The sequence below is a fragment of the Methylobacterium sp. E-025 genome, from assembly GCF_022829705.1.
Taxonomy (GTDB): domain Bacteria; phylum Pseudomonadota; class Alphaproteobacteria; order Rhizobiales; family Beijerinckiaceae; genus Methylobacterium.
Window position 1 is genome coordinate 22,712 of sequence record NZ_JAKSYR010000090.1, and the last position, 22,578, is coordinate 45,289.

22 protein-coding genes, 1 tRNA gene and 1 riboswitch are annotated in these 22,578 nt (G+C 70.0%); of the genes, 11 read left to right on the forward strand and 12 right to left on the reverse strand.

Annotated features, from left to right (window positions below):
- Positions 1–121: 121 nt before the first annotated feature.
- The 4 genes from ettA to MKK64_RS11155 all read right to left on the reverse strand — a co-directional run bounded on the left by ettA (position 122) and on the right by MKK64_RS11155 (position 3,573).
- Complete coding sequence (gene ettA, locus MKK64_RS11140) at positions 122–1,774, reverse strand: energy-dependent translational throttle protein EttA (protein ID WP_147728950.1); 1,653 nt, start codon at positions 1,772–1,774, stop codon at positions 122–124.
- A gap of 214 nt (positions 1,775–1,988) precedes the next feature.
- A tRNA-Leu gene (locus tag MKK64_RS11145) sits at positions 1,989–2,074 on the reverse strand.
- A gap of 40 nt (positions 2,075–2,114) precedes the next feature.
- Positions 2,115–3,314, reverse strand: a complete 1,200-nt coding sequence (locus MKK64_RS11150; RefSeq protein WP_243934723.1) for an FAD-dependent monooxygenase — start codon at positions 3,312–3,314, stop codon at positions 2,115–2,117.
- A gap of 4 nt (positions 3,315–3,318) precedes the next feature.
- Entirely contained in the window at positions 3,319–3,573 is a 255-nt protein-coding gene (locus MKK64_RS11155; protein WP_147726292.1) for a zinc-finger domain-containing protein, read from the reverse strand.
- 170 nt (positions 3,574–3,743) lie between these two features.
- Between MKK64_RS11155 and map the strand changes: the two genes are divergently transcribed.
- From map to MKK64_RS11185, 6 genes are all read left to right on the forward strand, one after another.
- On the forward strand, positions 3,744–4,562 hold the full coding sequence (gene map / locus MKK64_RS11160; protein ID WP_147726291.1) for a type I methionyl aminopeptidase: 819 nt from the start codon (positions 3,744–3,746) through the stop codon (positions 4,560–4,562).
- A gap of 4 nt (positions 4,563–4,566) precedes the next feature.
- Positions 4,567–5,313 (forward strand): RadC family protein, encoded by a 747-nt coding sequence (gene radC, locus MKK64_RS11165; protein WP_409567932.1) that lies wholly within the window; start codon positions 4,567–4,569, stop codon positions 5,311–5,313.
- A 90-nt stretch (positions 5,314–5,403) separates the two neighbouring features.
- Positions 5,404–6,843, forward strand: a complete 1,440-nt coding sequence (locus MKK64_RS11170; RefSeq protein ID WP_147726289.1) for a circularly permuted type 2 ATP-grasp protein — start codon at positions 5,404–5,406, stop codon at positions 6,841–6,843.
- A gap of 83 nt (positions 6,844–6,926) precedes the next feature.
- Positions 6,927–7,871, forward strand: a complete 945-nt coding sequence (locus tag MKK64_RS11175; RefSeq protein WP_147726288.1) for an alpha-E domain-containing protein — start codon at positions 6,927–6,929, stop codon at positions 7,869–7,871.
- Between the two features lie 153 nt (positions 7,872–8,024).
- A complete protein-coding gene (locus MKK64_RS11180) occupies positions 8,025–8,852 on the forward strand; it encodes a transglutaminase family protein (protein ID WP_243934731.1) in 828 nt (275 codons plus the stop codon).
- Positions 8,853–8,883: 31 nt separating this feature from the next.
- Complete coding sequence (locus tag MKK64_RS11185) at positions 8,884–9,636, forward strand: peptidase (RefSeq protein ID WP_147726286.1); 753 nt, start codon at positions 8,884–8,886, stop codon at positions 9,634–9,636.
- A 199-nt stretch (positions 9,637–9,835) separates the two neighbouring features.
- On the opposite strand, the gene MKK64_RS11190 is transcribed toward MKK64_RS11185, so the two are convergent.
- From MKK64_RS11190 to thiO, 4 genes are read right to left on the reverse strand one after another with little or no spacing between them, the layout of a single operon-like run.
- Positions 9,836–10,438: a thiamine phosphate synthase gene (locus MKK64_RS11190; protein WP_243934733.1), complete on the reverse strand. Its 603-nt coding sequence runs from the start codon at positions 10,436–10,438 to the stop codon at positions 9,836–9,838.
- A 22-nt stretch (positions 10,439–10,460) separates the two neighbouring features.
- Complete coding sequence (locus tag MKK64_RS11195) at positions 10,461–11,261, reverse strand: thiazole synthase (protein ID WP_243934735.1); 801 nt, start codon at positions 11,259–11,261, stop codon at positions 10,461–10,463.
- Between the two features lie 3 nt (positions 11,262–11,264).
- Positions 11,265–11,477, reverse strand: coding sequence for a sulfur carrier protein ThiS (gene thiS / locus MKK64_RS11200; protein WP_243934737.1), 213 nt, complete (start codon positions 11,475–11,477; stop codon positions 11,265–11,267).
- A complete protein-coding gene (thiO, locus tag MKK64_RS11205; RefSeq protein WP_279593139.1) occupies positions 11,474–12,700 on the reverse strand; it encodes a glycine oxidase ThiO in 1,227 nt (408 codons plus the stop codon). Before thiO ends, thiS begins: the two co-directional genes overlap by 4 nt.
- A gap of 75 nt (positions 12,701–12,775) precedes the next feature.
- Positions 12,776–12,904: riboswitch (TPP riboswitch) on the reverse strand.
- Positions 12,905–13,114: 210 nt separating this feature from the next.
- Here thiO and MKK64_RS11210 point away from each other — a divergent pair.
- Positions 13,115–13,618, forward strand: a complete 504-nt coding sequence (locus MKK64_RS11210; RefSeq protein ID WP_243934744.1) for a TIGR02281 family clan AA aspartic protease — start codon at positions 13,115–13,117, stop codon at positions 13,616–13,618.
- 8 nt (positions 13,619–13,626) lie between these two features.
- Here the strand turns inward: MKK64_RS11210 and MKK64_RS11215 are convergent, their stop codons facing one another.
- From MKK64_RS11215 to MKK64_RS11230, 4 genes are all read right to left on the reverse strand, one after another.
- Positions 13,627–14,886 (reverse strand): adenylate/guanylate cyclase domain-containing protein, encoded by a 1,260-nt coding sequence (locus MKK64_RS11215; RefSeq protein WP_147842139.1) that lies wholly within the window; start codon positions 14,884–14,886, stop codon positions 13,627–13,629.
- Positions 14,887–15,058: 172 nt separating this feature from the next.
- Positions 15,059–17,053, reverse strand: coding sequence for an RNA polymerase sigma factor RpoD (rpoD, locus tag MKK64_RS11220; RefSeq protein WP_147842138.1), 1,995 nt, complete (start codon positions 17,051–17,053; stop codon positions 15,059–15,061).
- A gap of 196 nt (positions 17,054–17,249) precedes the next feature.
- Positions 17,250–19,160 (reverse strand): DNA primase, encoded by a 1,911-nt coding sequence (dnaG, locus tag MKK64_RS11225; RefSeq protein ID WP_243934747.1) that lies wholly within the window; start codon positions 19,158–19,160, stop codon positions 17,250–17,252.
- A 200-nt stretch (positions 19,161–19,360) separates the two neighbouring features.
- Entirely contained in the window at positions 19,361–19,822 is a 462-nt protein-coding gene (locus MKK64_RS11230) for a GatB/YqeY domain-containing protein (protein ID WP_243934749.1), read from the reverse strand.
- A 190-nt stretch (positions 19,823–20,012) separates the two neighbouring features.
- Here MKK64_RS11230 and carA point away from each other — a divergent pair, with 190 nt between their 5' ends.
- The 4 genes from carA to MKK64_RS11250 all read left to right on the forward strand — a co-directional run bounded on the left by carA (position 20,013) and on the right by MKK64_RS11250 (position 22,237).
- Positions 20,013–21,272 (forward strand): glutamine-hydrolyzing carbamoyl-phosphate synthase small subunit, encoded by a 1,260-nt coding sequence (carA, locus tag MKK64_RS11235; protein ID WP_147862853.1) that lies wholly within the window; start codon positions 20,013–20,015, stop codon positions 21,270–21,272.
- A 157-nt stretch (positions 21,273–21,429) separates the two neighbouring features.
- Positions 21,430–21,759 (forward strand): hypothetical protein, encoded by a 330-nt coding sequence (locus MKK64_RS11240; RefSeq protein ID WP_147728665.1) that lies wholly within the window; start codon positions 21,430–21,432, stop codon positions 21,757–21,759.
- Positions 21,759–22,076 carry a hypothetical protein gene (locus MKK64_RS11245; RefSeq protein WP_147728666.1) on the forward strand — a complete coding sequence of 106 codons (318 nt, stop codon included), beginning with the start codon at positions 21,759–21,761 and terminating at the stop codon, positions 22,074–22,076. The genes MKK64_RS11240 and MKK64_RS11245 overlap by 1 nt, the downstream gene beginning before the upstream one ends.
- Entirely contained in the window at positions 22,073–22,237 is a 165-nt protein-coding gene (locus MKK64_RS11250) for a hypothetical protein (RefSeq protein ID WP_243934751.1), read from the forward strand. The genes MKK64_RS11245 and MKK64_RS11250 overlap by 4 nt, the downstream gene beginning before the upstream one ends.
- The last annotated feature ends 341 nt before the right edge of the window (positions 22,238–22,578 follow it).

Sequence of the window (22,578 nt, forward strand, 5' to 3'; positions counted from 1 at the left end):
AGGGTGGGCCTCGCGTCAGCGAGGGTCGGGAGAGGGGATCGGCCTCTCCGGAAGCGTTGCCCCCTCACCCGACCCGCTTCGCGGGCCACCCTCCCCCGCAGAAGGGGGAGGGAAACCGGCCTCAGCGAGAGAACTTCTTGTACTTGATCTTCTTCGGCATCAGCGAATCGGCACCGAGGCGGCGCATCTTGTCGGCCTCGTAGTCGGAGAAGTTGCCCTCGAACCACTCGACGTGGCTGTCGCCCTCGAAGGCGAGGATGTGGGTCGCGATCCGGTTCAGGAACCAGCGATCGTGGCTGATGATCACCGCGCAGCCGGCATAATCCTCCAGCGCGTCCTCGAGCGCCCGCAGCGTCTCCATGTCGAGATCGTTGGTCGGCTCGTCGAGGAGCAGCACGTTGGCGCCGCCCTTCAGCGTTCGCGCGAGGTGCACGCGGTTGCGCTCGCCGCCAGACAGCGTGCCGACCTTCTTCTGCTGATCGCCGCCCTTGAAGGCGAAGGCCGCGCAGTAGGCCCGCGAATTGATCTCGCGCTTGTTGAAATAGATGATGTCGTTGCCGCCCGAGACCTCCTGCCAGACCGTGGCGTTGGGATCGAGCGCATCGCGCGACTGGTCGACGTAGCCGAGATGCACGGTCTCGCCGACCGAGATCGCGCCGCCGTCGGGCTTCTCCTGGCCGGTGATCATCTTGAACAGCGTCGTCTTGCCGGCGCCGTTCGGGCCGATGACGCCGACGATGCCGCCCGGCGGCAGCTTGAACGACAGGTCCTCGATCAGCAGCCGGTCCCCGAAGGCCTTGTTGAGGTGGTCGAACTCGATGACGTTGTTGCCGAGCCGCTCGTCGATCGGGATCACGATCTGGGCCGCGGCATCGACCTTGTTGTTCTGCTTGGCGACCAGTTCCTCGTAGCGCGTGATGCGCGCCTTCGACTTGGACTGGCGCGCCTTCGGCGAGGCGGCGATCCACTCCTGCTCGCGAGCGATCGAGCGCTGGCGAGCCATGTCCTCGCGGCCCTCCTGCTGCAGGCGTTTCTGCTTCTGCACCAGCCAGGCCGAGTAGTTGCCCTCGTACGGGATGCCCTTGCTGCGATCGAGCTCGAGGATCCAGCTGGTGACGTTGTCGAGGAAGTAGCGATCGTGGGTCACGATCAGGATCGCGCCGGGATAGTTCTTCAGGTGGCCTTCGAGCCAGTTCACCGTCTCGGCGTCGAGGTGGTTGGTCGGCTCATCGAGCAGCAGCAGCTCCGGCTCCCACAGCAGCAGACGGCACAGCGCGACGCGGCGGCGCTCGCCGCCCGACAGCGTGGCGACCGGCTGCTCGTCGCTCGGGCAGCCCAAAGCCTCCATGGCCTGGTCGACCTTGGATTCGAGCTCCCACAGGTTCTTCGATTCGATCTCGTCCTGGAGGCGGGTCATCTCGTCCGCCGTCTCGTCGGAGTAGTTCATCGCGAGCTCGTTGTAGCGGTCGAGCAGCGCCTGCTTCTCGGCGACGCCCTCCATCACGTTCTCGCGGACCGACTTCGTCGGATCGAGCTGCGGCTCCTGCGGCAGGTAGCCGACACGGGCGCCCTGGGCGACGAAGCCCTCGCCGGTCCACTCGGTGTCGATGCCGGCCATGATCTTCAGCAGGGTCGACTTGCCCGAGCCGTTGATGCCCAGCACGCCGATCTTGGCGTCGGGGTAGAAGGACAAGTTGACGTTGTCCAACACCTTCTTCCCGCCGGTGTAGGTCTTGGTCAGGCCTTTCATGTGGTAGATGAATTCGCGGGCCATCGCAGGCATCCTATCAGGTTCGGCGGGGCCGGCGCGGGAGCGCGCCCGGCCCGATGACGGGTACAGGGCCGCACGGGCAGGCACGCGCCTTGCCCGCGGCGAACCCTGCGCGGTACGGTTCTGCGGAGCGTGCGCGTCGCACCCTTCCCCGCAATCCCTGGAGATGATCCCGCTCGCGTATCAGGACGGCCGGTGCCGGGCAAGGATCGGGGCGTGGTGGCCGCTGTGGGACTCGAACCCACACGGGCGAAGCCCGAGGCATTTTAAGTGCCTTCCGTCTACCAATTTCGGCAAGCGGCCCCTCGATGTGCCGAAGCGGTAGCCGCCGGCGTCGGCGAGATCAAGCGTTCGGCGTCCAGCCGTAGAGCCAGGCGTAGCGCGCGCGCATGCCGTCGGGCCCGAGGCGGCGCATCACCGCGTCGCGCACGAAGGCGGTGAGGCCGCCGGCATGATAGGTCCGGCCGTTGACGCGGGCGGCGCGCCGCACCCGGCGGACGCGGCGCCGGCGCGCCTTGGTGTAGGTCGCGAGCGCGTCCGCGACCGGATGCTCGGCGAGGCACCGCGTCAGGATCGAGCAGTCCTCGATCGCCAGCGCCGCCCCCTGCGCCAGGAACGGCAGCACCGGGTGGGCGGCATCGCCCAGCAGCGCGACCCGGCCGCGCGCGATCGGCCGCGCCACCGGGCGGTCGGCGAGCGACCAGACCAGCCAGGAATCCGGCACGGTCAGCAGCTCGAGCAGCTCCGGCGCGCAGGTGCGGAAATGCGCGCGCAGCACCGCCGGATCCCCGAGCCGGCCCCAATCCTCGTCGCCCTGCCGCTCGGGCACGATCGCCACGACGTTGAGGTCTCGGCCGGCATGGATCGGGTAGTGGACCACGTGCCGGCCGCGCCCGAGCCACAGCCCGGTCGCCTCGCCGGCCAGCGCCTCGGGCACGGCCCCGCGCGGCACGATCGCCCGCCACGCCGCCATCCCGGCGGTCGCGAGCGGGCGTGGGTCGAGGTGGCCGCGGATGCGCGAGCGCAGGCCGTCCGCCCCGATCACCAGCTCGGCCGAGAGGCTGTCGTTGCGGGTGCCGTTGCCGCTTTCGAGGGCAAGAGTGACGGCGTCCTCGGTCTCGGTGAGGCCCATGACGGCACGGCCCATCATCAGGCGGATGCCGGGGCGGGAGCGCACCGCGTCGAGGAGCAGAGTCTGAAGGTCGGCCCGGTGGATGACGTAGTACGGCGCGCCGAACTGCTCGCGGGCCTTGGCGCCCAGCGCCACCGCCCCGATCCGCCGGCCCGAATCGAGGGCGCGGACGGTCACGCCCGGCGGCTCGGAGCCGGCGCGCCGGAGCGCCGCCGCGAGCCCGAGATCGGCGAGCACGCGGCTCGCGTTCGGCGAGAGCTGGAGGCCGGCGCCGACCTCGCTGAAGCCGGTGCGGCGCTCGACCACCGTCACCGCATGGCCGGCGGCGTTCAGCGCCAGCGCCGCGGTCAGGCCGCCGATCCCGCCTCCGACGATAGCGACGGTCAGCGGCGGCTGAGGGTCTCGGGGCATGACCCTATTCGGCCGCCGCCTTCTGATCGTGCCAGACGCATGCCGCCGGGTCGGCATGGCCGGCCTTCAGGTCGGCGCGGTGGCGATACAGCGTCGAGCAATACTGGCAGATGATCTCGTTGTCGGCGCCCATGTCGAGGAACACGTGCGGATGATCGAACGGCGGCAATGCGCCGATGCACATGAACTCCCGCGAGCCGACATGGATGACCGCGACGCCGAGTTCGTTGTGGAAGTGCGGTACCGCCCTGTCAGCCATCGCGCCGTCCTGTGCCTTGGGACCCCTCGCACCGGGTCGCCCGAGCCCCGCTTATGCCGCCGTGCGTTCGTCCGGCGCAAGCCTGGGGGCGAACGCCGGTCACTTGGCGCCTCGGCGGCCACGCCGTACATAAGCCTTCGAAGACCGACCCGGCGCGGACAAGCCCCTCGATGACCCAGCAAGACCAAGCGACGCGGCGCGTGCCCCAGGCACCGATCCACGGGCCGGAGGGGTTCGCGGGCATGCGCCGCGCCGGACGCCTGACGGCGGAAGGCCTCGACGTGCTGATGGAGGCGACGCAGCCGGGCGTGACCACCGAGGCGCTCGACAAGCTCGCCTACGAGTTCGCGATGGATCACGGCGCCTACCCGGCCTCGCTGCTCTACCGCGGCTATCCGAAGTCGATCTGCACCTCGATCAACCACGTGGTCTGCCACGGCATCCCCAACGACAAGCCGCTGCGCGAGGGCGACATAGTCAACCTCGACATGTGCCTGATCCTCGACGGATGGCACGGCGATTCGAGCCGGATGGCCTTCGTCGGCGAGGTGCCGCGCAAGGCGGCGCGCCTGTGCGAGATCACCTACGAGGCGCTGATGCGGGGCGTCGCCGCGGTGAAGCCCGGCGGATCGACCAACGACATCGGCCGCGCGATCCAGGACTACGCCGAGGGCGAGCGCTGCTCGGTGGTGCGCGACTTCTGCGGCCACGGCCTCGGCCGGAGCTACCACGATGCGCCGACCATCCTGCACTACGTCGAGGCGAGCTACGACGTGCCGCTGCGGCCGGGGCAGTTCTTCACCATCGAGCCGATGATCAACCTCGGCCGGCCGGCGGTGAAGGTGCTCTCCGACGGCTGGACCGCGGTGACGCGCGACCGCTCGCTGTCGGCGCAGTTCGAGCACACGGTGGCCGTCACCGAGACCGGCGTCGAGATCTTCACGGTCTCGCCGAAGGGGCTGCACCAGCCCGGCAACCCGGGCGCTTGAGGTCGTGACGGGCCCGGGCGACGCGGCCGAGGGCGGATTGTTCGCCGAGCGGCCGGCCGTCGCGCCGAAGCCCGAGGAGCCGCCGCACTATCTCGGCCACCGCGACCGCCTGCGCGAGCGCTTCGCCAAGCAGGGGGCCGACGCCCTGCCCGACTACGAGATGCTCGAGCTTGCCCTGTTCCGCGCGATCCCACGGCGGGACGTGAAGCCGCTGGCCAAGGCGCTGATCCGCCGCTTCGGCAGCTTCGCCGAGGTGCTGAGCGCCGATCCGGCCCGGCTCGCCGAGGTCGAGGGCGTCAGCGCCGGCGTGGTCGCCGACCTCAAGTTGATGGAGGCGGCGGGCCGCCGGCTGGCGCGCGGCGCGATCGCCCAGCGCGCGCTGCTTTCCTCCTGGGCCGAGCTCATCGAGTACCTGCGCGCCACCATGGCCTTCGCCACCCGCGAGGAGTTCCGGGTGCTGTTCCTCGACAAGCGCAACCACCTCATCGCCGACGAGATCCAGGGGCGCGGGACCGTCGACCACACGCCGGTCTACCCGCGCGAGGTGGCGCGGCGGTCGCTGGAGCTCTCGGCCACCGCGATCATCCTGGCGCACAACCACCCGTCCGGCGATCCGGCGCCCTCGGCCGCCGACGTGACGATGACGCGCGAAGTGATCGCCGTGCTCAGCCCGCTGAAGATCGTGGTGCACGACCACGTCATCCTCGGCCGGTCAGGCCATGCCAGCCTGAAAGGCCTGCGCCTCATCTGACGCGTGTTTGGAACGAGCCCCGAACGAGGCCGTAATCCCTTTGCGTGGCGCGCCTCTTGCCTCTAGCGTGACGGATCTGGGAGAGACTGAATGGCGGCCGTGGCCTTCGACGAGATGACCGCCTTCGCAGGCGCCGCGACGAGTCCCGACGACGTCCGCGAGGCCTACGGTCAGCTGAAGAACTGGCTCGACACGACGCCGGCCGACCACTTCAACACCCGCCGCAGCCAGGCCGAACTGCTGTTCCGGCGCATCGGCATCACCTTCGCGGTCTACGGCGACAACGAATCGACCGAGCGGCTGATCCCGTTCGACATCATCCCGCGGGTGATCACCAAGCCGGAATGGGGCTTCCTGGAGCGCGGGCTGAAGCAGCGCGTCACCGCGATCAACATGTTCCTGAAGGACATCTACGGCGCGCAGGAATGCATCAAGGCCGGCATCATCCCGGCCGACCTCGTCTACAAGAACGCGCATTACCGCATGGAGATGCGGTCGTTCCGGGTGCCGCACGACCTCTACGTGCACATCGCGGGGATCGACATCGTCCGCACCGGCGAGAACGACTTCTTCGTGCTCGAGGACAACGCCCGCATCCCGTCCGGCGTGTCGTACATGCTCGAGAATCGCGAAGTGATGCTGCGGCTGTTCCCGGACCTGTTCTCCCGCCACCGCGTCGCGCCGGTCGAGAACTATCCGGACGCGCTGCTGGCGACGCTCCGCAGCCTCGCGCCGGCGACAGCGACCCGCGACCCGACCGTCGTGCTGCTGACGCCCGGGCGCTACAACTCGGCGTTCTACGAGCACTCGTTCCTGGCCGACAAGCTCGGCGTCGAGCTGGTCGAGGCGGGCGACCTCTTCACCAAGGACGACGTGGTCTACATGCGGACCACCGAAGGCCCGCGCCGGGTCGACGTGATCTACCGCCGCCTCGACGACGACTTCCTCGATCCGCTGGTGTTCCGGCCGGATTCGATGCTCGGCGTGCCGGGCATCATGAACGCCTACGAGCGCGGCAGCGTGACGCTCGCCAACGCGGTCGGCACCGGCATCGCCGACGACAAGGCGGTCTACAGCTACATGCCGGAGATCGTGAAGTTCTTCACCGGCGAGGAGCCGATCCTGCACAACGTGCCGACCTATCGCTGCCGCGAGAAGGAGGCCTTCTCCTACGTGATGGACAACCTGTCCGAGCTGGTGGTCAAGGAGGTCAACGGCTCGGGCGGCTACGGCATGCTCGTCGGGCCGCACGCGACCAAGCGCGAGATCGAGGAATTCGCCAAGCGCCTGCGCCACGCCCCGGACGGCTTCATCGCCCAGCCGACGCTGTCGCTCTCCACCTGCCCGACCTTCGTCGCCTCCGGGGTGGCCCCGCGCCACGTCGACCTGCGCCCCTTCGTGCTGTGCGGCGCCGACGAGATCCGCATCGTGCCGGGCGGTCTCACCCGCGTGGCGCTGAAGGAAGGATCTTTGGTGGTGAATTCCAGCCAAGGGGGCGGTACGAAGGACACCTGGGTTCTCGACGCGTGATGGCGTGACGCCTGCTTTCACCGAGAACCGCCCAGCGGTGGACGCCCCCGGGCCGAAGCCGAAGAGACCCCAGCGAAACAGCCATGCTCTCCAGGACTGCCGACAACCTCTACTGGCTCTCGCGCTACGTCGAACGGGCGGAGTTCGTCGCCCGCATCCTCGATGCGGCGCATCGCCTGGCCTCGCTGCCGACGAGCTACGGCGGGGGCGAGACCAACGAGTGGGCCTCGGCCCTCGCCTCGGCCGGCGATCCGGAGGTGTTCAAGCCGCACTACGACGGCGTGAACGCCGCGACGGTGTGCGACTTCCTCGCCTTCAGCCCGCACAACCCGTCCTCGATCCGCTCCTGCATCGAGAGCGCCCGCGAGAACGCGCGCAGCGTGCGCACCGCGCTCACCACCGAGATGTGGGACACGATCAACGGCGCCTGGCTCGAGCTGCGGTCCTACGAGAAGAAAGACCTCGACCGCGACGCGTTCACGCGCTTCCTCGATTGGGTGAAGGGCATCTCGCTGACCTTCGACGGCTCGGCCTACCGGACGATGCTGCGCAACGACACCTACTGGTTCACGCGCCTCGGCACCGCGATCGAGCGGGCCGACAACACCGCCCGCATCCTCGACGTGAAGTACAAGATCCTGCTGCCGGACACCGAGAAGATCGGCGGCAGCCTCGACTACTTTCAGTGGACGACGATCCTGCGCGAAGTCTCGGCCTTCAACGCCTATCACTGGGTGTATCGCGAGAGCGTCAAGCCGTTGCTGGTCGCCGACCTCCTGATCCTCAACCGGCAGATGCCGCGCTCCTTCGCCAACTGCTACGGCGTCCTCGTCGAGCATCTCGACCTGATCGCCGACGCCTACGGACGCCGCGGCGCCAGCCAGCGCTTGGCGAGCAACCTGCTCGCACGGCTGGAAAGCGAGGAGATCGACCGGGTCTTCGCGTCCGGCCTGCATGAGTTCGTGATCGCCTTCATCGGCGAGAACAACAAGGTCGGCGCCGCCATCGCCGAGCAGTATCTCGGCTGAGGCTTAAGCCGCAGCGGAATAGCGCAGTTCCGCTTCCGCGGTTGCGCGCTCCGTCGGAACGTCGTGTAAAACGTGTGACTCCGGGCGCCGCGGCGTCCATCGCGGGCGCCGTGTCGCCGAGACCGGCGGAGCCAGGACGGGCAGAATCGACGCATGCGCATTCGCGTGGTCCACGAGACCATCTACAGCTACGAGCAACCGGCACGCGGGCTGATCCAGGTCCTGCGGATGACGCCGCGCGACCATGACGGGCAGTACGTCCGGCGCTGGCGGATCGAGCCTTCGGTCGACGGACGGCTCACCGAGCGCGAGGATGGCTACGGCAACGTCGTCCACTGGTTCACGCCGGACCAGGCCTCCGACGCGCTGGTGATTCGCGTCACCGGCGAGGTCGACACCCACGAGACCCACGGCATCGTCCGCGGCGCCGTCGAGCGCCTGCCCGAGACGTTCTACCTGCGCGACACCGACCTCGTGCTGCCGAGCCCGGAGATCCAGGCGCTGTCCGACGCGGTCGCCAGCGCCGGAGACCCGGCCGCCCTCCCCTTCCTGCACCGGCTGATGGCCGCGGTGCACGCGCACATGGCCTACACGCCAGGCCCCGCGAGCGCCGCCGTGCCCTCGCCGAAGGCCTTCGAGGCCGGGGCCGGCGTATGTCAGGACTTCGCCCACGTCTTCATCGCCGCCGCCCGCCACCGGGCGATCCCGGCGCGCTACGTCTCCGGCTACCACCGCCCGGAGGGGAGCGACGCCGAGCAGGAGACGCCGCACGGCTGGGCCGAGGCGCTGGTGCCGGATCTCGGCTGGGTCGGCTTCGATCCGACCACCGGCGACGCCACCACGGAAGCCTATATCCGCGTCGCATCCGGGCTCGACTACCTCGGGGCTGCCCCGATTCGCGGCAGTCGCACCGGCGGCGGCACCGAAACGCTGGACGTGAAGCTCCGGGTGGAGCAAGCCCAGGCGGCACCGCAATCCTGACGCTCCGCGCCTCTTCGAAAAGCCTGATCCCATGACTTACTGCGTCGGCGTCCTCGTCGAGGAAGGCCTGGTGATGATCGCCGACACCCGCACCAATGCGGGGCTCGACGACATCTCGACCTATCGCAAGCTCCATCACTTCAACGTGCCGGGCGAGCGGGTGATGATGCTGGCCTCGGCCGGCAACCTGTCGGTGACGCAATCGGTCCTGAGCCTGCTCTCCGAGGGCGTGCCCGGCGACAACGGCGAGGCCAAGCTGAAGCTCGTCGAGACGACGACGATGTTCGAGGCGGCCCAGCTCGTCGGCCGCGCGATCCGCCACGTGCGCGCGATCGAGAAGGCGGGCTTCGAGGCGGCGAGCCTGCGCTTCTCGGTCTCGCTGCTGTTCGGCGGCCAGATCGGCAGCGAGCCGATGCGGCTGTTCCTGATCTACTCGGCCGGCAACTTCATCGAGTGCAGCACCGATGCACCGTTCCTGCAGATCGGCGAGCACAAGTACGGCAAGCCGATCCTCGACCGGGCGGTGAAGTTCGAGACCGAGCTCTACGACGCGCTCAAGGTCGGACTCGTCTCGATGGATTCGACCATGCGCTCGAATCTCGGCGTCGGCCTGCCGATCGACATCGCGCTGGCGCGCCGCAACGCCCTCGACCTCGAGGTGAATCATCGGATCGAGGCCGGCGAGGGCTACTTCCACGACCTGCGCGAGCGCTGGTCGGCGGCGCTCCGCGCCGCGCATCGGGCGATCCCGCGCCCGCCCTACGGGCCTGCCGCAGCGAAGTAGTTTCTCACGCCGGACATCCTCCAACCGTGAGCCTCACCCTGAGGTGCCGCAGCGAAGCGGAGGCCTCGAAGGAGCCCTGCAGCGCGCGCGCGATTTCTCGAGCCCCCCTTCGAGGTCGCCGACGCGGCACCTCAGGATGAGATCGAGGGTGGAGACGAGGCTGAATCGGCGAGCGTCGAATTCTGATCCTGCTTAAGGCTCACGGTGGCCCATCCGAGGCCGCTTCCCAGGCGCGCAACAGCGCCCGAGCTTCGGCGGAAGGGTCGTCGACCCGCATCAGGCCGCCCATCACGGCCACGCCCGCCGCGCCCGCTCGGCGACACGCGGCGGCAGTGGCGACGCCGATGCCACCCAGCGCCACGACCGGGATTCCGATCCGCGCGGCCGTTGCGATGGCGCCGAGGCCGAGGGCGGGACCGTAGCCGGGCTTGCTCGCCGTGGCGAAGATCGGGCTCAGGGTCACGTAATCCGCGTCTTCCGCCGCCCCGACATCGCGCAGGCCGTGCGCCGAGACGCCGACGAGCGCCGAGGTGCCGAGGCGGCGCCTGGCATCGGCGATGGCGGCACGATCCGCGCCGCCGCCGAGATGGACGCTCGCGCCGAGGGCCGCGGCAAGCTCGAGATCGCCGCCGATCGAGAGCACGCCGCCGGCCTCGCGGACGCGTTCCGCGATGTGCTCCGCCAGCACCCGGCGCTCGGGCGGTGGCAGATCCCTGTCGCGAAACCAGACCCACCGGCACCCGCCGTCGAGCACGGCGGCGATGGTTTCGCCCAGGGGGCGGGGCCCGTGCCGGTCAGTCACCGCAAGGAGCGGCGACGGCAGGCTACGAGCCGACAAGGCCGAGCTGCGGGCTCGACGGCTCGGCCCGGCCGCGGCGCGGGATTCGGCCGGCGCGGTAGGCATCGCGGCCCGCCTGCACGGCGTTGCGCATCGCGCGCGCCATGCGGACGGGATCGTCGGCCTTCGCCACCGCGGTGTTGATCAGGCAGGCGTCGGCGCCCAGCTCCATCGCGATCACCGCGTCGGAGGCCGTGCCGATGCCGGCATCCACGATCACCGGTACGCTCATGCGGCGGCAGATCAACTCGAGGTTGGCCGGATTGGCGATGCCCATGCCGGAGCCGATCAGCGAGCCCATCGGCATCACCGCGGCGCAGCCGATGTCGGCGAGCCGCTGGCAGACGATCGGGTCGTCGTTGCAGTAGGGCAGCACGACGAAGCCGTCGTCGACGAGGTGGCGGCAGGCCTCGATCAGCTCGGCGACGTCCGGGTACAGGGTCTCGCGGTCGCCGATCACCTCGACCTTGATCCAGTTGGTGGCAAGCGCCTCGCGGGCCAGCTCGGCGGTCATGATCGCGTCGCGGGCGGTCTCGCAGCCGGCGGTGTTCGGCAGGAAGCGGCGTCCTTTCAGGATCTTCACGGTGTCCGAGCCGTGGCCCTGCAGCGAGACCCGGCGGATCGAGGCGGTGGCGACCTCGGCCCCGGAGGCCGCGACCGCATCGCGCATGATCACCTGCGTCGGGTAGCCCGCGGTGCCGATGAACAGGCGCGAGCCCAGCGTGACGCCGGCGATCACGAACGGGTCGTCGGCCTCCGGTCGGAGGGGTGTGGGCGTGTCGACCATTCTCTAGCCTCCCTGCATGGCGCGTACGATCTCGATGCGGTCGCCCTCGGAGATCGGTGTGGTGTCCCAGTCGCGGCGGCGGACGACGCGGCCGTTGAGCGCGATGGCGACGCCCTGCGGATCGGAGCTGCCGGTCTCCTCCGCCGCCTGCGCGAACAGGGCGGCGACGTCGGCGGCCTCGATCTCGCGAGCCTGTCCGTTCACCGTCAGCTTCATGCCGACGCCCTCAGCTCGGCGCCCGGCGCGAACCGCGCCAGCGAGAAGTCCTGCGCGACCGCCGGCATCGCGCCCGTCGTGACGAGGGCGGCGATCGCGTCGGCGGTCACCGGGGCGAGCAGGTAGCCGTTGCGATGGTGACCGGTGGCGACCACCAGGCCGGGGGCGATCTCACCGAGGATCGGCGCGTCGTCGTCCGAGGTCGGGCGGAACCCGCTCCAGACGGCCTCGACCTCCATCTCCTCGATGCCGGGCAGCACCCGGCGCGCGCCTTCGAGCAGGGCATAGAGCCCGCCGGCGGTGACGCCGGGGCGGAAGCCGCAATCCTCGACCGTCGCGCCGACGACGATGTGGCCGTCGCTCTTCGGCGCCATGTGGACCTGCTCGGTCCAGACCATGTGGGAGAGCGTGCCGGTGCGGGCCGTGGTCTTCAGCGCCAGCGACTGTCCCTTCAGCGGGCGCACGGGCAGGGCGAGGCTTTGCGGCAGCAGGCCGCCCTCGCCGCTCCAGGCGCCGGCGGCGAGCACCACGGTCTCGGCCAGCACCACGCCGTCGGCGGTGCGCAGGCCCGCGACGCGGCCGCCCGTGCGTTCGAGGGCGACGACCGGGCTGTTCTCGACGAGCGCCACGCCGGCGGCGCGGCACGCCTCGACGAGCGCCGCCATCACCCGGCTCGGGTCGACCTGGTGATCGAGCGGGCAGAACACGCCCGCGGTGACCGAGGGGCGGAGGGCCGGCTCGCGGCGACGCACGTCGGCACCCGCGATCCACTCGGCGACGACGCCCGAGCGGCGCTGCAGGTCGAAGCGGAAGCGCAGGCGCTCGACCTCGTCGCGCCCGATGGCCAGCACCAGCGTCCCGTCCTCGCGGTAGTCGATGTCGAGGCCGGACGCCGCTTCGAGCTCGGCGCGAAACCCCGGCCAGCGCCGGAGCGAATCAAGCGCCAGCGGCAGCAGCGGGTCGGAGCCGGGCTCGTGCTCAGCCGCCGGCGCCAGCATGCCCGTGGCGGCGAGGCTCGCGCCGGAGCCGATGGTCTCCCGCTCGACCACGACGACGGACCGCCCGGCCTGCGCCAGCCGCCAGGCGATCGACAGTCCGATCAGGCCGCCGCCGACGATCGCGACGTCGGCACGCGCCGGCAGCGGGACGGTTGGCCGGGCGCTGCCGCTCGTCCGGCGCGTCCCGATCGGTGATGCTGCGTGACGACCCGAATGACGACCCAAGTGATCCTCCGCGTGCTGTCGCAGAGACCGGGCCTGACGCTTCATCTGAGAAGCTGGGGCACCCCGTCGTCGAAGACGGCGCCCACGGTCCAATCCCTACGCCGGTGTGAACCGGATCAGGTTCGAAGGATTTCCGCGCCGCGGGCCCTCACGAGCCTGCCAGCGGTTTCTCAGCCCCTTGCCGGGGATCTCCCTGGAACACCGCAGATGTGGTCCCGCCGGCCGCCTCGGTCAACCCCGCGGGCCGATCCCCTCCTGCGGATGCGCGCGATTCGTCGTCGCGCCGAGACGGACCGGAAACCCTGTCGGCAGATGGCCGTGCGGTTCCGTCCGGCGGCGGGCACGCCGCCACGCATCGTTCACCGGCGTCGTGCTCGTCTAAGCGTCCTCGATCGGCGGGGGCGAAGGTAGGCGATGCGGACGATCCTGATGCTCTGCCTCGCGGCCGGCCTCGTTGCGGGGGTGCTCGGCGGCATCGGCAACCGCCTGACCAGCCGCAAGGCCGCGGCCCCACCGGTGCCGACGGTGCAACTGGTTGCGTCCGCGCCGACGGCGATCGCGCTCGGCGCCGACCGCAACGGCCACTTCCTCGCCGACGCGCTGGTCGACGGGCGATCGCTGCGCATGATGGTCGACACCGGGGCCACGACGTGCAGCTTCGCGGAAGAGGATGCCGCCCGCCTCGGCATCGTCGTCGGGCCGCGGGACTTCACGCGCCCGGTGATGACCGCCAACGGGACGATCCGCGTCGCGCCGGTGCGGATCGGCACGATCCGGATCGGGCCCGTCACCGTGCGCGACGTCGAGGCCGTGATCGTCCCGAGCGGACGCCTCGGCACGAACCTCCTCGGCATGTCGTTCCTGAAGCGCGTGCGCGACTTCAGCATCGCCGGCGGGACGATGACGCTGCGGGGCTGAGGCCCGCCTCAGCCCTGGCCGCGGTGCGGCTTCGGGCGCGGGCGATAGACCATCATCGGCTCGGCGAACCCGTCGAGCACGTGCTCGCCGAGCGGCACCGGATCGCCCCACAGGAAGTCGACGAAGGGCTTCGACATCAGCAGCGGCTCGCCGAGCGTCTTGTTGAGCCGGGCGATGCGGCTCGCCATGTTCACGTCGCGGCCGATGACCGTGAAGTCGAGGCGCGTGCCCGAGCCGACGTTGCCGTAGGCCGCCTCGCCGTGATGGAGCGCGATGCCGGCCATCATCGGCACTGTGAATTGGTGGAGGGTGTTGGCCTCCTCCAGCGCCGCGAGCGCACTTTGTGCCGCCGTCAGCGCCCCCTTGGCGGCGCCGCCGAGGTCGTCACCCGGCTCGCGGAAGATGGCGAGCAGGCCGTCGCCGAGATACTTCAGCACCTCGCCGCCCTCCCGCTCGATCGGCGGCACGAGACAGTCGAAGAAGATGTTGAGCAGGTCGACCGCCTCTTCCGGCGTCATGTTCGCCGAGATGCGAGTGTAGTCGCGCATGTCGGCGAACAGGATCGCCGAGCGGATGCGCTTCACCTGCCCGCGGCGGATGTCGCCCGACAGGATGGCGCGGTGCGGCTCGTCGCCGACGTAGATGCGCAGCACCGTGTCAAGTTGCTTGGTGACGATCCGCATCTCCATCACCGCGGCCAGGGCCGGCATGATGAAGCGCAGGATCGCCACGTCCTCGTCGCGGAATCCGTCCGGGTCGCGGGTGGCGAAGGTGATGCCGTTATGCGTGCCGTTGGTGAAGAACAGCGGCACCACGATGTAGTGGCGGTAGCCGGCGGCCCTCAGGTCGGGGATCACCGAGTAGGCGTCGTCCGGCGTCTCGGCGAGGTCGAGGATCAGCCATTCGCCGTCCTCGTGCACCTTGCGGAACGGGCTCGCCGCGTAGGCGCGCTCGGAGGCTTCGCCGTGCGGGAACAGGCGCACCGTCGTGCCGGACTCGCGCGTCCAGATGCGGCCGATGCCGGAATATTCCGAGTGCAGCGTATCGATCGCCGTCGAGGTCCGGTCCACCGGAACGCCGACCGCGTTGAGGCGCTCGGCGAAGCCCGCGATCAGGTCGTCGGGCTCGGGCAGGCGGGCGCCTTCGCTCAGCAGCCAGTCGCGGATCGCGACGCAATCCTGCAGCGCGCCGAACGGCACGTCGTCCGCCTCCGAGCCGTCGGCTGCGGCGGTCGGCGGCACGGGTGGATGCTGGCGACGCTCAAGCATACGGCCAAGGTGGGTTCACGAACCGCCAAAGCAAGGTTCCGGCTGACGATGGCGAGATCGATCCGGATCGAAGACCATCATCCCTTCGCCGCCTGGAACGCGAGATCGCGCCGCGAGCACGGCGCGATCCGACGATCGCATTCGGCGAATTCGAGAATGGCGTATCCGACGCTCAGTTGTCCAGGAAGCTCCGCAGCTTCCGGCTCCGGCTCGGATGCTTCAGCTTACGCAGGGCCTTCGCCTCAATCTGACGGATGCGCTCGCGGGTCACCGAGAACTGCTGGCCGACTTCCTCGAGGGTGTGGTCGGTGTTCATGCCGATGCCGAAGCGCATGCGGAGCACCCGCTCCTCGCGCGGGGTCAACGAGGCGAGGACGCGCGTCGTGGTCTCGCGGAGGTTGCTCTGGATCGCCGCGTCGATCGGCAGGACGACGTTCTTGTCCTCGATGAAGTCGCCGAGGTGGCTGTCCTCCTCGTCGCCGATGGGCGTCTCGAGGGAGATCGGCTCCTTGGCGATCTTCAGGACTTTTCGGACTTTCTCGAGCGGCATGGCCAGCTTCTCGGCCAGCTCCTCCGGGGTCGGCTCCCGCCCGATCTCGTGCAGCATCTGGCGCGAGGTGCGGACGATCTTGTTGATCGTCTCGATCATGTGCACCGGGATGCGGATGGTGCGCGCCTGGTCGGCGATCGAGCGGGTGATCGCCTGGCGGATCCACCAGGTGGCGTAGGTCGAGAACTTGTAGCCGCGGCGGTACTCGAACTTGTCGACCGCCTTCATCAGGCCGATGTTGCCCTCCTGGATCAGGTCCAGGAACTGCAGGCCGCGGTTGGTGTACTTCTTGGCGATCGAGATCACGAGGCGGAGGTTGGCCTCGATCATCTCCTTCTTGGCTTGGCGGGCTTCGCGCTCGCCCTTCTGGACCATGTTGACGATCTTGCGGTACTCGCCGATCTCCAGGCCCGTCTCGGAGGCGAGCGTCAGGATCTGCTCACGCAGGTCCGAGACCTGCTTCGAGCCCTTCTCGACGAGGTTCTTCCAGCCCTTGCCGCCGAGCGTCCCGACGCGGGTCATCCAGTTCGGGTCGAGCTCCCAGCCCTGGTAGTGGCGCAGGAACTCGTCGCGGGCGACGCCGTGGCTCTCGGCGTAGCGCATCAGCCGGCCCTCATGCGAGATGAGGCGCTTGTTGATGTCGTACAGCTGCTCGACCAGGGCCTCGATGCGGTTGTTGTTCAGCGACAGCGACTTCACGTCGGCGACGACGGTGTCCTTGAACTCGGCCTGCTTCTTCTCCTGGGCCGGCGTGGTCTTCTCGCTGTTCGCCTTGCGCTCGGTCTCCTCGTTCTGGAGCTTGCGCAGCTTGCGGTAGTTGTTGGCGATCGCGTCGAACGTCTCGAGCACGCGCGGCTTGATCTCGGCTTCCATCGCCGCGAGCGAGACGTTGTTCTCCATGTCGTCGTCGTCGTCGCCGCCCTCGGGCGTCGGCGCTTCCGGCTCGGCATCCTCGCCTTCGGCGGCCGCTTCCGCGATCTGCGGGTTCTTGCCGTCGGGGCCGGCATAGGTCGCTTCGAGATCGATGATGTCGCGCAGCAGCACCTTGCCGTCGACGAGCTCGTCGCGCCAGATGATGATCGCCTGGAAGGTCAGCGGGCTCTCGCACAGGCCGGCGATCATCGCCTCGCGCCCTGCCTCGATCCGCTTGGCGATGGCGATCTCGCCCTCGCGCGACAGCAGCTCGACCGAGCCCATCTCGCGCAGGTACATCCGCACCGGATCGTCGGTGCGGTCGGTCGGCTCCTTGGTCGCGGTGACGACGGCGACGGCGCGCGTCGGGGCGACCTCGGCCACCTCCGTGCCCTCGGCGCTCTCCTCGTCGTCCGACGCCTCGCCGTTGGCCGGCTTGTCGGCGGCAGCCTCGTCGGTCTCCTCGGCCTCGACGACGTTGATGCCCATCTCGGAGAGCTGGGACAGGACGTCCTCGAGCTGGTCGGGGTCGGACTGCCCCTCGGGGAGGACCTCGTTGACCTCCTCGTAGGTGATGTAGCCGCGCTTCTTGGCGAGCTTCACCATCCGCTTGACCGAAGCATCCGTCAGGTCGAGGAGCGGCCCATCGGTCTGCTCTGCCGGAGCGGTGTCCGTCTCGTCCCGTTCCGTTGCCTTCGTCGCCATGATCAGCCTATTGTTTCGGCGCGCCACGATGCGGGGGCCTTTCGGCCACGCCGCGCCGTCGGCGCCGCAATGCGTGTGAGACCCGGGCGAACCGCTTCGACCGCGTCGTATTCTCGAGTTCGGTATGCAAGCGAGACGCTTGACCGATTGTTAACCATGCCGCGAAGGCGTGTCGTATTCCGCCATCGCACAGGCCCTACGACACAGTCGAGTCGTTCGTGTCCTGCAGGTCCGCCTCGGTCTCCGCTCCCGCGATCACCGCCAAGCGCTCCTTGACGTCGCACAGCCAAGCGAAGTTCGCCTCTGTTTCTTCTTCGACGAGCGCACGTTCCGCCTGTCGGAGTTCGCTATTTAGCGCGCCGGCCTTGCGGTGCAAGATCACGGCCTGCCGCAAAGCGTCCTCCAGCTTGACGAGATCGGCGTGCGGATCGAGGGCCCAGCGGTCGCCCGGGCGCACCCGTGCCGCCAGCCGCGCGCTCGCCGCCTCGAGACCGGCCCGCGCCAGCCGATTCTCGACCACCGCCACGTCCGGGTCCGCCGCGTCGGCGGCGCGGTCGAGCAGAACCGAGCGTAAGGCCACCGCATCCGCGTCCTCGAGATCGAGGGCGGCGAGATCCTCGGCTTCGAGCCCGAGCAGCTCGGGATGCACGAGGAGGCTCGCCACGATCATCGCCTCGCGCGAGCCGCCGCTGCCGGAGAAGCCGTTCGAGCGGGCGAGGCCCGCGCTCGGCCCGGCCGTCAGCCGCGGCGAGGGCGGCGGATCGCCGGGACGCGGCTTGCGGACGTAGGCATTCGGCCGACCGCCCGGCTGGTAGGCGCCGCGCTGCTGCGTCGCGCCGCGCGGCGAGAGCCCGCGCAACCGCTCCTCGATCTCGTCGCGGTAGTAGCCCCGCACCGTCTCGTCGCGGATGCCGGCGACGAGGCCGCGCAGCGTCTTGGCCAGGCCCGCCCGGCGCTCGGGCGTGTCGGTCGAGCCGGTCTCGACGGCGCGGCTCCACAGCATCTCCACCAGGGGCTTGGCCGCCTCGACCACCTTGTCGATCGCGTCCGAGCCGCCCGAGCGCAGCAGGTCGTCCGGGTCCTGGCCCTCCGGCAGCATCGCGAATCGCAGCGACCGGCCCGGCTCCAGCATCGGCAGCGCCACGTCGAGGGCGCGGAAGGCGGCGCGCTGCCCAGCGCCGTCGCCGTCGAAGCACAGCACGGGCTCGTCGGCATGCCGCCACAGCAACGCCAATTGCTCCTCCGTCAGCGCGGTGCCGAGCGGAGCGACGGTGTTGGCATGGCCCGCCATCGTCATCGCGATGACGTCGACGTAGCCCTCGACAGCGATGATCGTGCCGCGATCGTGGGCGGCCTTCCGCGCCCGGTTCAGGTTGTACAGCACCTGCCCCTTGTGGAAGAGCGGCGTCTCGGGCGAGTTCAGGTACTTCGCCTTGGCGTCCGCCTGCATCGCCCGGCCGCCGAAGGCGATCACCCGGCCGCGCACGTCGGCGATCGGGAAGATGATGCGGTCGCGGAACCGGTCGTAGGGAACGGCGATGTCGTCGCCGGTCACCAGCAGGCCGAGCTCGCCCATCAGCGCCTTGTCGACGTCCTTGCCCGCCAAGTGGTCGCGCAGGCCGTAGCGGTCGGCCGGCGCGTAGCCGAGGCGGAAGCTCCTGCGGATCTCGGGGCCGAGCTCGCGCCGGTCGAGGTAGGCGCGGGCGGCCGCCCCCGCGGGCGAGGCCAGCCGCTCCTCGAACCACGCGGTGGCCAGCTCCATCACCTCGATCGCGCCGCGGCGCTTGGTCTCCATCTCGCGGGTGTCGGCGGTGGGAGCCGGCAACGTCACGCCGGCGTCGGCGGCGAGCCGCTCGACGGCTTCCGGGAAGCTCAGCCCTTCGGTCTCGATCAGGAAGCTGAAGATGTCGCCGTGCTTGCCGGACGAGAAGCAGTGGTAGAACTGCTTCTGGTCGTTGACGTAGAAGGACGGCGTCTTCTCGGCGTTGAACGGCGACAGCCCACGCCACTCGCGCCCGGCCTTGTTCAGCTTGACCCGCCGGCCGACCACGTCGGAGGCGGGAAGCCGGTTGCGGATCTCTTCGAGGATGTGGGGCGGGTAGCGCACGGAGATGCGGGACTCGAATGTCGTTGGCCGCCGAGTATAGCGCTTTCGGTCCTAACGAGTCCTCCGGGTCGAATCGCCCGATCCAGGCGGCCGGCCGACGCGCCGGATCGACCCTTCGATCGTAACGACTCGCCGCGTCGACGCGGGGCTGCGCGCCAACGCGGAAGCGCGCAGAATGGACCTCCGTGCCTGAGGTGCCCTCACGCCTTGGCGTTCAGCGCCGCCTTCACCAGCCCGCTCGCCTTCGCGAAATCCATGCGGCCGGCATAGGCGCCCTTCAGCACGGCGATCACCTTGCCCATGTCCTTCGGGCCGGCGGCGCCCGCCTCGGCGATTGCGGCGTCGACGGCGGCCTTGGTCTCGGCCTCGTCCATCTGCCGGGGCAGGTAGCCCTCGATGATCGCGATCTCGGCGCGCTCGTTCTCGGCGAGCTCCGGCCGACCGCCCTGCTCGTAGACGGAGGCCGATTCGGCGCGCTGCTTGATCATCTTCTGCAGAAGCGCCAAGATCTCGTCGTCGGTCGCCGGCTCCTTGCCGAGCCCGCGCGCCTCGATGTCCTTGTCCTTCAGCGCCGCCTGGATCATGCGGATCGTGGCGAGCTTGGCCTTCTCGCCGGCCTTCATGGCTTCCTTCATCTCGGTGGTGAGGCGGACGCGCAGCATCGATGTTGTCCTTGTTGTGCAGAAACGGGTGGCTGGCCTGCGGTTTGCAGTGATTGAGCCGCCTTCGACGCGGCCCCACATTGACCCCATCGCCGCGGGCTCGATAAGACCGCGGCACACGATCATCAGCCGCCCGCTCGCGCCGTCTCGACGGCGCCGGTCGAGGCCGGACATAAGCGAGATCACGCCGATGCTGCAAGACAGCGCTTCCGCGCCGAAAGACGGCGCCGCCGCTCAGGCGCGCCCCGCCCCCGCCCCCTGGGCCGAGCCCGTCGCAACCGCCCTGCTGGTTCTGGCCGACGGCACCATCCTCGAAGGCTTCGGCATCGGCCAGACCGGGATCGCCGACGGCGAGGTCTGCTTCAACACCGCGATGACCGGCTACCAGGAGATCCTGACGGATCCGTCCTATGCCGGGCAGATCGTCACCTTCACCTTCCCGCATATCGGCAACACCGGCACCAACGACGAGGACCTCGAGAGCCTCGACGCGGCCCCGGCCTCGGGCGTGCGCGGCACAGTGATCGCCTCGGCCGTGACGCAGCCGTCGAGCTGGCGCTCGTCGTCCCACCTCGATGCGTGGCTGAAGGCCCGCGGCATCCTCGGCATCACCGGGATCGACACCCGCGCGCTGACCGCCCGCATCCGCGACCACGGCATGCCGAACGCGGTGATCGCCAACGACCCCCAGGGCAACTTCGACCGCGAGGCGCTGAAGGCGCGCGCCGCCGCGCTGGCGCCGATGGAAGGCCTCGACCTCGTGCCCCCGGTCACCAGCCGCGAGCGCTCCGACTGGAGCGAATCGACCTGGACCGTGAAGGCCGGCTACGGCCGCGGCGTTCCGGGCGAGGGCCTGCGCGTCGTTGCGATCGATTACGGGGTGAAGCGCAACATCCTGCGGCTGCTGGCCGAGGCCGGCTGCTCGGTCACGGTCGTGCCGGCCACCACCAGCGCGGCCGACATCCTAGCGTTGAAGCCCGACGGCGTCTTCCTCTCGAACGGCCCCGGCGACCCGGCGGCAACCGGCGAGTACGCCGTCCCGGTGATCCGCGAGCTGCTCGCCGAGAAGGTGCCGACCTTCGGCATCTGCCTCGGCCATCAGCTGATGGGGCTCGCGCTCGGCGGCCGCACGGTGAAGATGGGCCAGGGCCATCACGGCGCGAACCATCCGGTCAAGGACAAGACCACCGGCAAGGTCGAGATCGTCTCGATGAACCACGGCTTCGCCGTCGATCCGGCGAGCCTGCCGGAGACCGCGGTCGAGACCCACGTCTCGCTGTTCGACGGCTCGAATTGCGGTCTGACGCTCACCGACCGGCCTGCCTTCTCGGTGCAGCACCACCCGGAAGCCTCGCCGGGCCCGCGCGACAGCCACTACCTGTTCGAGCGGTTCGTGACGCTGATGCGCTCGGGCACGCCGGAATCCCGCAAGCCCGAGACGGCCGCCTGATCGACCGGTTCCGCCGCCCTCGCGACGCCGAAGACGCCGCGTTGCGCCATGTGGCGGGCGGGGCGCGTGACGATCGCGCCCGGCGGTCGGAAGCAACCGCTGCCTGCGGTCGGTGTTGTTGGTCCACACGATGGATCGACAGCCCGAAAGGCGCATCATGGCCGAGCACGACGCAGACCGCCCCTCGCTGAAGGGGTTTTCCGCGAACGCGGACCGCAACGGGCAGGATCTCGGGCAGGATTCGCCTCTCGACGTCGGCAGCCCGGCCCGGACCCAGGCCGATCTGAAGGGCGATCCGGCGGGCGAGGCCGAGACCGCGCGGATCGCCTCGGGCATGCCGAGCGAGGACGCGACCGACCAGACCGAGGCCGAGACGCCGGCCGAGAACCTGCGGGCGATCCGCGGCGAGGGTCAGCCGGGCGCCTCCGCCTCCGAGGCGATCGACCGTGCCACCGCGCCGGTCGGCCACGACGACGGCAAGCGCTGATGGCCCGCGACACGGACGAGGCCTCGCAGACCGTCACCCGCAAGCCGGACGATCAGGTCGGCAGCAGCGGCGAGCCCGCGGCCGGCGGCGGCGGCCACACCGCCGAGCAGTCGGCGATCACCGACATGGGCACGGGCGGCAAGTCCGACCCCGAGCGCAAGTCCGACTGGAAGCAGGGCGGCGAGCCCGGCCGCGCTCCGCCGACGCCCGGCGGTTCGTCGGGCGGGCATTCCGACCAGAAGGCGTCGCGCGGCCCGCAGGCCGACGAGACCGTCGCTTCCGGGCATTACAAGGCCGAGCGCGAGGAGGGCGAATGAGCGATCACGACAAGCCGGCGGACAAGACGCCGGACACGAAGAAGCCCGCGAATTCCGCACCCGATGCGGTGATGGACCCGAACGAGAAGACCGAGGGCCATCCGGGCATGGGGCCGAAGGGCGGCGGCACTGACAAGGATACCGACCCGGGCGGCGGGTGAGCCTCGCCGCCGGAGCCCTCCTTCCTGTCGGGAGCCTTCGCTCCCTCGTCGCGGCAGACGCACCTTGCCTCCCCCCTCTTCGGGGGAGGCGGGGCCCCGCGTGAGGGAGGGGCGGTAGCTGGGAGGGACCTCTCCGAACAGCGCGCCCGCCTCCCCCGACGCGCCGCGCGCGAAACGCTCCCCCGCGGCGTGCGGAGGCACCTCCCCCGACTTCGCTAGCTTCACGATATCGACCCGACGAAAAAGGACCGGCGGATCGCCGCCCGGCCCTTCGTCTTCCGATCTCCAGCCATCCTCAGCCCGCGCCGCTCGCCGCTCCGCCCGAGCGCTCGAAGCGCTTG